We start from the raw sequence: 10,128 nt of genomic DNA, 5'->3' as shown, positions 1-10,128 counted from the left end.
GATTGACAGAAGCGGGCTTTTAGCTTGTTAATTTGGTGACCGATTTTTTTGATTGGTTTTGAAAATGTCATATGTCTCTCTGTAGCTTATTGATGTGAAAATTTCATTATTACAAGAAATCAATAGCCGTGTCAATATGTTATGACATCTGTGGCTAAATTAATTTTCTGAATTCTCAATAAATACAACTCGTTCATAAAGGCCAAGCCTTAAAGTCGTGCCATTAGCCCATAAAGTCAATTCCTGACCCTTTTTCTGCGGGAATCATCCGGGAAATGGCGCGTAGGGTAGTGCTCTTACCTGCCCCGTTGGCCCCGATGATGGTAACGATTTCACCCTGGTCCACAGCAAAGCTGATTCCGTGCAGGGCCCGGATATTGCCGTAGGCAACCGAGAGATTTTCAACGACAAGCTGCATTAATGAATATCCTCCGTGCCCAGATAGGCCTCAATGACTTTAGGATCGTTCTGAATAATTTCCGGTGCTCCCTGGGCGATGACCTCACCAAAAACCAGGACCTGAATAGCGTCGCAGAGTTCCATAACAAATTTCATCCGATGCTCAATCAGGAAGATAGCCACCCCGAATTCCCGGTGGACCTGACGGATAATAGCAATCATCCTGACTAATTCATCCGGTGTCATACCAGCTGTGGGTTCATCCAGAAAGAGAATCTTGGGATTGGTGGCCATGGCCCGGGCCATTTCCACCCGACGTTGGGCTCCATAGGGCAGGTTGCCCACGATCTGGTCGGCAAAGCGGCTGATGTCAAAGGTCTCCATGAGGCGATAGCAATGCTCCGTAACCTTTTGTTCCTGCTGGCGATATTTCCGAGTGGCAAAAAAAGCATCAAACAGGCCGTAGCTGAGTTGGGAGTAATGGGCCAGTCGGATATGATCCAGTACGTTCATGTGTCGCCAAAGCAGCAGGTTCTGAAAGGTCCTGCCAATGCCCATTGAGGCGATGCAATGGGGTTCCTTGCCCCGGATATTTTTGCCTGCAAAGGTCAGAGTCCCCTTGGTGGGCGTATGCACCCCGGTGATCAGGTTGAATGTCGTGGTCTTGCCAGCGCCGTTGGGGCCGATCAGGCCGTGGATCTGGCCTGGCTCAATCTGGAGGCTGAAATCATGGACAGCACGCAGTCCCCCAAAATAATGGGTCATGTTTTTTACTTCAAGCAGAGAGGGCATTCCCTGTCTCCTTCAGATTGATAAGGTTATAGAGGTGTAGCGGATGCATATTAACTGCCCACCAGCCAGATCAGGCCTTGGAGGGCCAGAAGGGCATAGATCCCGGCCATCACATCGTCGAGCATGATACCCAAACCGCCGTGAATATGTTGATCAAGCCAGCTTGCTGGAAAGGGTTTAAGGATGTCGAAAAAACGAAACAGGGCAAAGCCTGCAAGGGCAGTCAAGGGATGCCAGGGCACCAGGGCCAGGGTAATCAGCTGGCCAAGGATCTCATCAATGACCACTAAGCCGGGATCACCCTGGTCCACGATTTTTTCCGCAGCCCCGGCAGCAGCCGTACCAATCAGAAGGATGGCTGCCAGCATAATTGCATAGGTCGTGGGGTCCAGCCTGTGTAATCCAAGGAGCCAGAGAAAAACGCCGACTAATGATCCCCAGGTTCCTGGAGCCTTGGGCAGGTAACCACTGTAAGCACCAGTAGCTATGAACAGAAAGAGTTTATCCATAATTATTCGGGAGTATCGGGATGTTGTTGTGTACGTTGTGCAATTGCAGTGTACATTGTTTGAAGAGGGATATTATGGTGTTCTGCCAGCTTGACGCAATCCTCATATTCCGGGGTAATCCTTATCCCCCTTGAGCTACGTACCTTTTTTGCCCGTACTGTCCCCCAGGGGGTTGTCAGCTCAATGATGGTTCTGGGCAGGGTCATTCGTTGAACCGTGTGAAAACGGAGGCCAATGGCAGAGGTCTCGCTGAGGATGATATTTTTGAGATGCATCGCATGGGCCGGATCAGCAAGGAGGCAAAGGAGAAAACCAGGCCGTCCTTTTTTCATCTGCATAGGGGTCAGGCTGATATCTAAGGCTCCTTCCTCCATCAGTTTGGCCGCAACATGGGGCCAGAGTTCCGGGTTCCAGTCGTCCAGATGGGTCTCAATGACTTCCACCTGCTGAGCCTCCTCAGCAACCTGTTTACGTCCCATCATCAGGCGCAAGAGGTTAGGTCGCCCATCCTGGCGTTGCATGCTGCCTGCACCGTAACCGGTTTGTTCCAGGGTCATGGGCGGCATGGGACCGAAAGATTTACTCAGCTCAGCAACTAATGCCGCACCTGTCGGGGTGACTAACTCTTGTTGCAGCTTCACTCCATAGACTGGAAAACCTTTGAGAAGCTCGCAGACTGCCGGGGCAGGCAAGGGGATATCTCCGTGTTGGCAATGGACCCAACCACCATGGGGTAGAGGGAGTGGTGAACAGATCACCTCCTCTATACCAAGCAGGTCAAGACCGGCAACCACCCCCACAATATCAATGATGGCATCCAGTGCCCCAACTTCGTGAAAATGAATCTTTTCAGGGGTGGTTCCGTGGACATGGGCCTCAGCCTCAGCCAGACGGGTGAAGACAGCAAGGGATCGCTCTCTAATAAGAGGATCCAACTCTGATTGCTCCAGGATTGTGCGGATGTCAGAAAGATGGCGATGCCCTCCGGTCTCATCTACCTCAACCTGAACCAAGGTGGCCTGCAAACCAGATGCGGAGCAAAGGGAAGAGGTTAATTTCCAGCCTGGAAGTTTCAGCTGATTAAGGGGGGCCAGGAGGGTTTCCTGCGATAACCCGGCATTGAGCAAGGCACCAAGAAACATGTTGCCGCTGATCCCGGAAAAGCAATCCAGAAAGCAGATTTTCCTGCGTAAAGACGACATGAGCAGGTCGGGTAAAAGTTTCAGGTAAACTGTTCGCCAACAGGCAGTTGCATCCCGCAGATACAGGCCTGGACACACATCCTTTTTTTGCCCTCTGGCTGGATTTCCCGGACCAGGAGATAATCCTGACCAGTGGCTACAAGCACGCCGTTTTTGTCAGCCCGACACAGGGTTCCTGGTTTTTCCGTGACCTCACCTGGAATAACCTGGGGTTTGAAGAAACGGAAGCGCCGTTTGTCAATAAAACTATAGGCAGAGGGCCAGGGATCAAGACCCCGGATCAGGCAATGCAGTTCCTGTGCTGATTGACTCCAGTCCAACTGGCCCATCTCTTTTTTCAACATAGGAGCGGAACAGGACAAGCTGTCATCCTGTCGGATGGGACTGAGACTGCCTTGCTTGATCCTCGACAAGGCCTCGAACAGGGCCTGGCCGCCCAGGTCAGCCAGTTTTCTAAAAAGGGTACCGCTGGTATCGTCCTCTGTAATCGGCATGGTGATTGGCAACAGGATGTCTCCGGTATCCACGCCATTGTCCATCTGCATAATGGTGACCCCTGTCTCGCTTTCGCCGTTGATGAGAGCCCATTGGATTGGTGCGGCCCCCCGGTACTTGGGCAGGAGTGAGCCGTGGACATTAATGGTGCCCAAACGGGGGAGATTGAGCAGACGGCCAGGCAGGATCCTGCCATAGGCAGTGACTACGATCAGGTCTGGCTGGAGGTCGCTGACTGTTCCCATGAATGCATCATCACAGATACAGGTCGGTTGGAAGACCGGGATCTCTGCCTCTTCCACCAGGACTTTTACAGGTGGCGGACAGAGCTTTTTCCCCCGTCCCTGCCTGCGATCCGGCTGACAAACCACTGCAACGACCTGGTCTGGGCAGTCAAGCAGGGCCTGAAGACTGGGCACGGCAAATTCAGGGGTACCCATGAAGATTATACGCAGAGCATCACTCATTCTTTACCCTTCCTCTTGTTTTTTAATATTTTTTTCAGCTTTTTCTTATACAGGCTCCGTTTCAGACTGCTTATCCGGTCAATGAATAATGTCCCATGCAGGTGGTCAACCTCGTGCTGGATGATGCGGGCAAAGTGGTCTTGGGCTATGAAATCCAGCTCGTTTCCCTCAACATCCTGGGCGGTGACCCTGATTTTCTGGAAACGATCCACTTTGGCACTGTATTCCACAACACTTAAACACCCTTCCTGGTCTGGAATTTGGCCTTCACCTTCAGAAATCACTGGGTTGATGATAACAATGTTTTGGACTTTGCTTTCTTCGCCTTCATGGTTTGAGATGTCAATAACCACGATTTGCCGGGCAATGCCGATTTGGTTTCCGGCCAGCCCCACGCCTTGGGCATGGTACATGGTTTCGATCATATCATCGGCCAATTCCTGGAGTTTGTCGTCAAATGTTTCTATTTTTACTGCTTTTTCCCGGAGAACCGGAGCAGGGTAGGTTACTATTTCTCTGATAGCCATTTTTTGTATGTCAGACGTGAACGTGAAAAAATATATGCATTCCTTTTCCGTATGCTGATAACTAATAATTTTTGTGCCTGATGTAAAGGAGAAAGGCAACTTCAGCTGCATAGAAAAAACACTGGTCTTCCTTGTGTTCGCCTGCCATCTTGTGTACTCTTGAAAACAATTTCAGATTCATAACAGGAGAACAAAGGGTGAAAAAAGAAGATTTACAAGATGGGCTGGCATTGCTCAAGCAGCCGGTTTTGCCGTTGGTTTCTATGGTCCAGTTTATGTATCAGCTTAGCGGGCCAGGGGCAAAGGTTGAAGATATTATTGCTGGGATGACCGAGCCGATTGAGACGGCCTATACCGTCTATCCAGCCCCGGATAAAGCAATACGTCCCTATCTTAAGCAATTACAGGTGCTGGAAAAACTGCAAGAGAACGAATTGCCGGAAGAGGTCGTGGATACAGCTGGTCAGCCCGTGGATGCAGTGACTGCCTGCACCGCTTTGATCAATCAACGTATTATGGAAGCAGAATTGGAAACAATTAATTCTCTGCTTTGTGCGCCCTGCCATTGTCAACTTTGTTGTGTTGGCCCGGAACAGGACATGGAACAGGCATTTTTTGAGATTCCTTTGCAGGCAGAAGAAACCGGGCTTTTTGCCCTTCAAGCCCGGCATGATACCCCTGATACCCGGTGTCATGCAGCACTGAACGAATCCTGCCTGTTGATTGACGGGCACCCTTTTTATCAGGCTGTTCAACAAGCTGGTAGCCCTGAACTTTTTCACTGGCACAACGGCTGGAGTATGATTCTGCCTAAAAATTCATCCTGTCCAGCCCTTGAGCAAAGCGGACGTTGCAGTGTGTACAGTCAGCGCCCCCAGGTCTGTCGTCGTCCACAGATCTTTAGTTATATTCTTGAACCCTTGGAACAGGGGAGGCGATATATGCTGAGAAACTCTCTGCTTGCAGTAAGCGACTGTCCTTATGTACAATTTGCCAAAGAGGAAATCAATGCCTATGCCGCAGCCTGTGAGCTTGAATTGCTTGTAAAAGCCAATAAAGGTTGAGGTGGCAAGGTTAAAGAATCTCCTCCTGATGGTCTCCAGCTTCTTCATGGATTGCTTGCTCATCTTTATGATAGCGATATCTTATAATCCCTTGTAAAAGATAGAAATTGGCAAGATAAAAAGGGAGATAAAATAACATGCCCCAAAGAAAGGCCGGGCGCAGGCTCTGGCCCACGAACAAGGCAATCAGGCCACTGATACCACCCCAGAAAAAAAGGCCTTTGATGACACTTGGGTATTTGCTGGAAATGGTGTACCAGAGATCAATAATTCGGTAAAAGGCAGCTACAACCTGGACAGCGACGCACATCCCGAGAAGAAATACGAGAATTTTTCCGAGTATCATCATGAAGTACCTCTCTGTTGTCTGAAGATCATTCCTTAAAGATTATTTTATTGGTAATGTAGCTGCCTGGGGTCAGGTTGTGATGAGGCTATTTTTGCGGGAAGGAGCACTTCCAGCCGCAGGGGTCGCCTGCCGGGTTGCCATATCCTCTACAGCCAGTACATTGATAGTCTTCAGTAACAATCCTTCCGTCAGACCATTCCTGGGTGCAGCGAACAATGCCAGGGGCCTGACAGCGGTCATAGGAACGGACAACATGGCCCTGTGGCACAGGAGGTTGGGGATCTGGATTTGGGACCACATTAGGGATATTATCATCCACTACATCACAGTAGGCATCTCTATAAGATTGGGGGTCTTGAAATCGTAGCTCTCGTAATCTTTTGTTACAGCGCCTGCTGGCTGAGCTACAGTTTCTTCCGTCATAGCTGGCAAGGATTTGTCCGTTCCCTCCATTGATGAGGTCAGCTCGACAGTTTTGGGCCAATGCTCCGCTACTGCTGAGTACGCTTGAGCATACGAAGACAATACCTAATGCCAAGAGTTTGAATTTCATACCTGTTCTCCTGTGGGTTGAGTTTTTTTTTTCGGCTCTGGAGCCTAAAGTACATTCTCTACCTTTGCAATGTAATGGAAAACAGCAGAGAATGCATCTTTTATTCCTTACCCTTCCTTAACTCCAGTGAGTTAGTGGGTTAGGCTGCTTTGTTTGCCTGGGTGATCTTGTCTCCGGCCATATCATCTTGAAAAACCTCAGTGCCTTTTTTCATGGCACAGAAATCACCGCACATGGTGCAGGTGTCGCTTTTTTCCGGCATTTTGGCTTGCCGAAGTTCTTTGGCTATTTCCGGGAAGAGCAGGTACTGCTCCAGATCTGTCCAGCGCATATCCCGTCGGGCCATTGCAGCGGCTTTTTCGTTGTCCCGACGATCAGGGTATTTGGCAACATCTCCGATCCGCACTGCTAAACGGGTAGCCCGAACCCCTTCCCGGACATCGTTTTCATCAGGCAGGGCAAGGTGTTCTGCCGGGGTGATATAGCAGACCAGGTCTGCACCGTGGCGGGAGGAATTGGCTGCACCAATAGCAGCAGTAATATGATCATAACCTGCGCCACTGTCCAGCGGCAGAGGGCCAAGCACATAATAGGGGGCATTGCCACTCATCCGTTTTTCCAGCATGATATTGCCAGCAATCTCATCCAAGGGGACGTGTCCTGGTCCTTCCACCATCATCTGACAGCCCATGTCCCGGCCTAATTCAGCCAGTTCACAGTTGATGATCATCTCCGCCATTTGGGCCCGATCATGACTGTCATGAATGGCTCCGGCCCGGATGCCATTACCCAGAGAAAGGATGGCATCATATTTTTTCATCAGCCCACAGACCCGATCAAACTGTTCATAGAGCGGATTTTCTTTGCCATTGATATCCATCCAGGCCACCATAAAGGTGCCACCCTTGGACACCAGCCCTCCGTAACGATAACCCTGTTTGCGCAACCGTTCAATGCTATACTGGTTAATTCCACAGTGGATCGCCATGAAGCTGATACCATCAGCCAGTTGCTTTTCAATCAGGTCAAAGAGGTATTCCGGATCGAGTTTCCCAGGGTTGGCGTACTTGGCTGTGGTTTCCTTAAATGCCTGGTACAAAGGGACGGTGCCCACAGGCAGGTTGGTAGCTGCCAGAACTGCCTGCCGGATGGCATCAAAATCCCCATCAGCTGAAAGCTCCATCAGAGTATCTGCGCCTTCCTGTTCTGCAATCTTTGCCTTGCGTACTTCCATGGCAAGATCACAGATATCCGAGGAGGTGCCGATGGAGGCGTTGACCTTGGTACGGAGTCCTGTGCCGATACCCACGACTTTTTGTTGGGGCCGCAGGGGATGGTTGGTAATAACTATTTCTCCGGCTGCGACCCGGCTTCGGATAAGCTCCGGGGCAAGCCCTTCGTTCTGGGCAACGATGTTGATATGCTTGGTTATTTTTCCGGTTCGGGCCAGTTCTAATTGGGTGAGTTGGGTTTGCATGATGTTACCTCATTATCTGCTTGCCCTGCCGGAATAAAAAAAGGGCACCGGCAGAGCAATTGCTCTTCCGGAACCCTTTACCATCGCGTTCCATAGTTATAGAATATTCAGTTCGTCTTCTGGCTTCCCCTGCCCTGCAACAGCCTTCCCGCTTCTATTCAGAAACAGTGACTATGAAATGTGCAGGATCTCTTCAGGGGTTACAGCATTGGGTATGCCACGGATTCGCACCGTGTTCCGTTAACTGAAGATTATGTATGTTGTTTGCGGGCTACTATAAACACCTTTTGAAGTGTTGGCAAGCGTGGCGGGCAGGCATGCGAAGATCAGGAATGTTTTCCTGCATTGGATTGAGGGAAGGAGTTCCCGGAAGATAAGCGGGTGCAGAGGGAGAAAATGGTGTTGCAGTGCTACAGAGCCATTTTTTCCTGCTTCAGAACCTCTTTCTCCTGCTTCAGGGTGACTTTCTCCCGCTACAGAACCATTTTTTCCCACAGCAGAATGACTTTTTCCTGCTTCAGGGTGATTTCTGCCGCTTCGGGAAGGGTTTCTCCTGTTGCAGCGAGGGATTCTCCTCTTGCAGAGCGGGTTCTTCCTGTGCAATTCGTTATCCGCTTTCGTTGCACTCAAGCAGATCTACTCTACTAACGATTTTTCTTGCCGATACCTGGAGCATGATGTCCAATATTTTCAGGGGTTAAATTTCCTGCTTTTTCTCCTAGCAAGAGCTTTCTCACAGAGACTACGGTCGTTAATTCATTTTCCCGTTCACTTGGACTGGTGATTGCTTTCACCATTTCTCTGTAAATATCTACGGGAAGCCACATGGCAAGTTCCCATGACATTTGGTTTGCTTTTCTGAAATCAGAACCGGGAGAGTCTTCCTTCAAGCTTCTTGCAAGTGCCAGATACTCAGCAACTCTGACAGCTTGTTCGCGTGCCTTTACTTCCCATTTCAATTTTTCAAGGAAAACGGAGTGCTCTTTTTGAAGTGTTGTCTTGAGCCTTTCGCTAATACAAAGTGATGCAAGATATTGAAGTGCTCCAAAAAGGATCAATCCTAAAGTCAAACCCGGTAACCCAAGTGTGAATTCCATCTTTTCTCCTGCTATAAATCTTAATAAATGGAAACGCCACCCTGTTGGTAGCTGTAGATTCCGTAGCCTTTTGGCTCGATAATACGACAAAAACAGGTTCTCGTCACGACAACAAAAAGCAACTGCAAACCCACATGTTCCCGCCCCGTTCACCCAGCCCGCAACTTCTTCTCCGCCTCCACAATCAAAAAACCGATAACCCCGGCCAGCATAATCCAGACCCAGGAGCCAATACCGATGGCCGTGCTGTGGAAGAGCTGCTGCATAATCGGGACATAGGTATAGACCATCTGAATGAGCAGCATAGCCGAGACCCCGGCAAACACCCAGAGATTTGTGAATAATCCGAGCTGGAAGATGCTCTTGGTCAGGGACCGGCAGTTGAAGAGATAGAACAGCTCTATCATAATAAAGACATTGACCGCAACTGTTCGTGCCGTATCAAGGGAAGCCCCTTGTGCCAACTCCCATTGAAACAGGCCAAAGGCACCGATCAATAACAAGGTGCCCACAAGAAAATTCTGATGATCAGCTCGCTGGTCAGGATTGGGGTGTCAGGATCACGGGGCTTGCGCAGCATAATGCCCGGCTCCTTGGGTTCAAAGGCCAGCATCAGGCCCAGGAGAAACCGGGTGTAGTCATGTTGGTCCAGAGGATCTGCACCGGCAGGATGGGCAAGGTAAGGCCGAAAAAGATGGCCGCCAGAATAAAAATTATTCCGGGTATCCTGCCAAAGATCCTTACGTATGTAGTTGAAGGAAAGCACAATACTGCACTGCTTTCCAACGAAGATAACAGAAATACAGCATTCGATTATGTATCAGGAACGTTACAATAACCCTGCCCGGACGGTCACCAACTTTTCCGTTCGGGCACGGCACACAAACAGCACCTTTTCAAACAGCTATCTCCGAGCTTTTTTCCATCCGTCCTTCATAACTATAAAATTCCGTTTCACCTTTTTCAGGGACAATCCAGACCTCACGCGCCCCTTTTGCCAGATAGAGTTCTATTTTCTCCTCCATCTCACCTTTTGAATTGGAGGGAGACACTATCTCAACGCATATTTCCAATACCATCGCCATTAAAGCACCTCTTCTGGCGTATTAACTCGCCCAAGAACGGCTACTTGATTAGCGATGGATTGAATAGAAATACCTTCTGGAATTTGCGGAAGCAATTTTAATGTTTCACGGA

At 49.6% G+C, this 10,128-nt stretch carries 12 protein-coding genes, 2 pseudogenes and 1 riboswitch; of the genes and pseudogenes, 1 reads left to right on the top strand and 13 read right to left on the bottom strand.

Annotated elements, in window-relative coordinates:
• Nucleotides 1-229: 229 nt before the first annotated feature.
• From L2082_RS16175 to def, 6 genes and pseudogenes are all read right to left on the bottom strand, one after another.
• A pseudogene (locus L2082_RS16175) lies at nt 230-418 on the bottom strand (ATP-binding cassette domain-containing protein); the annotation flags it as partial.
• Entirely contained in the window at nt 418-1,191 is a 774-nt protein-coding gene (locus L2082_RS16170; protein WP_446008501.1) for an ABC transporter ATP-binding protein, read from the bottom strand. The pseudogene L2082_RS16175 and the gene L2082_RS16170, both read right to left, overlap by 1 nt.
• A 50-nt stretch (nt 1,192-1,241) precedes the next feature.
• Nucleotides 1,242-1,700 (bottom strand): phosphatidylglycerophosphatase A family protein, encoded by a 459-nt coding sequence (locus L2082_RS16165; protein ID WP_446008502.1) that lies wholly within the window; start codon nt 1,698-1,700, stop codon nt 1,242-1,244.
• A 2-nt stretch (nt 1,701-1,702) separates the two neighbouring features.
• A complete protein-coding gene (gene larC, locus L2082_RS16160; protein ID WP_446008503.1) occupies nt 1,703-2,902 on the bottom strand; it encodes a nickel pincer cofactor biosynthesis protein LarC in 1,200 nt (399 codons plus the stop codon).
• Nucleotides 2,903-2,922: 20 nt separating this feature from the next.
• The gene (fmt, locus tag L2082_RS16155; protein ID WP_446008504.1) at nt 2,923-3,864 is read right to left on the bottom strand and encodes a methionyl-tRNA formyltransferase; all 942 of its coding nucleotides are present in this window, start codon (nt 3,862-3,864) and stop codon (nt 2,923-2,925) included.
• Nucleotides 3,861-4,391, bottom strand: coding sequence for a peptide deformylase (def, locus tag L2082_RS16150; RefSeq protein WP_446008505.1), 531 nt, complete (start codon nt 4,389-4,391; stop codon nt 3,861-3,863). The genes fmt and def overlap by 4 nt, the downstream gene beginning before the upstream one ends.
• A 197-nt stretch (nt 4,392-4,588) precedes the next feature.
• Here def and L2082_RS16145 point away from each other — a divergent pair, with 197 nt between their 5' ends.
• Complete coding sequence (locus tag L2082_RS16145; RefSeq protein WP_446008506.1) at nt 4,589-5,455, top strand: YkgJ family cysteine cluster protein; 867 nt, start codon at nt 4,589-4,591, stop codon at nt 5,453-5,455.
• Nucleotides 5,456-5,465: 10 nt separating this feature from the next.
• Here the strand turns inward: L2082_RS16145 and L2082_RS16140 are convergent, their stop codons facing one another.
• From L2082_RS16140 to L2082_RS16110, 7 genes and pseudogenes are all read right to left on the bottom strand, one after another.
• A complete protein-coding gene (locus L2082_RS16140; protein ID WP_446008507.1) occupies nt 5,466-5,804 on the bottom strand; it encodes a hypothetical protein in 339 nt (112 codons plus the stop codon).
• A gap of 85 nt (nt 5,805-5,889) precedes the next feature.
• Nucleotides 5,890-6,357 (bottom strand): hypothetical protein, encoded by a 468-nt coding sequence (locus tag L2082_RS16135; RefSeq protein ID WP_446008508.1) that lies wholly within the window; start codon nt 6,355-6,357, stop codon nt 5,890-5,892.
• A 139-nt stretch (nt 6,358-6,496) separates the two neighbouring features.
• Nucleotides 6,497-7,834, bottom strand: a complete 1,338-nt coding sequence (thiC, locus tag L2082_RS16130) for a phosphomethylpyrimidine synthase ThiC (RefSeq protein WP_446008509.1) — start codon at nt 7,832-7,834, stop codon at nt 6,497-6,499.
• A 92-nt stretch (nt 7,835-7,926) separates the two neighbouring features.
• Nucleotides 7,927-8,098: riboswitch (cobalamin riboswitch) on the bottom strand.
• Nucleotides 8,075-8,329 carry a hypothetical protein gene (locus L2082_RS16125; RefSeq protein ID WP_446011960.1) on the bottom strand — a complete coding sequence of 85 codons (255 nt, stop codon included), beginning with the start codon at nt 8,327-8,329 and terminating at the stop codon, nt 8,075-8,077. Its footprint overlaps the riboswitch before it by 24 nt.
• Before the next feature lie 149 nt (nt 8,330-8,478).
• Entirely contained in the window at nt 8,479-8,931 is a 453-nt protein-coding gene (locus tag L2082_RS16120; RefSeq protein WP_446008510.1) for a hypothetical protein, read from the bottom strand.
• A gap of 149 nt (nt 8,932-9,080) precedes the next feature.
• Nucleotides 9,081-9,511: pseudogene (locus L2082_RS16115) on the bottom strand (cation transporting ATPase C-terminal domain-containing protein).
• A 316-nt stretch (nt 9,512-9,827) separates the two neighbouring features.
• The gene (locus L2082_RS16110; RefSeq protein ID WP_446011959.1) at nt 9,828-10,016 is read right to left on the bottom strand and encodes a Uma2 family endonuclease; all 189 of its coding nucleotides are present in this window, start codon (nt 10,014-10,016) and stop codon (nt 9,828-9,830) included.
• Nucleotides 10,017-10,128: the final 112 nt, after the last annotated feature.

It is taken from the genome of Candidatus Electrothrix sp., from assembly GCF_052785085.1.
This window is presented reverse-complemented; position numbering and strand designations above follow the sequence as displayed.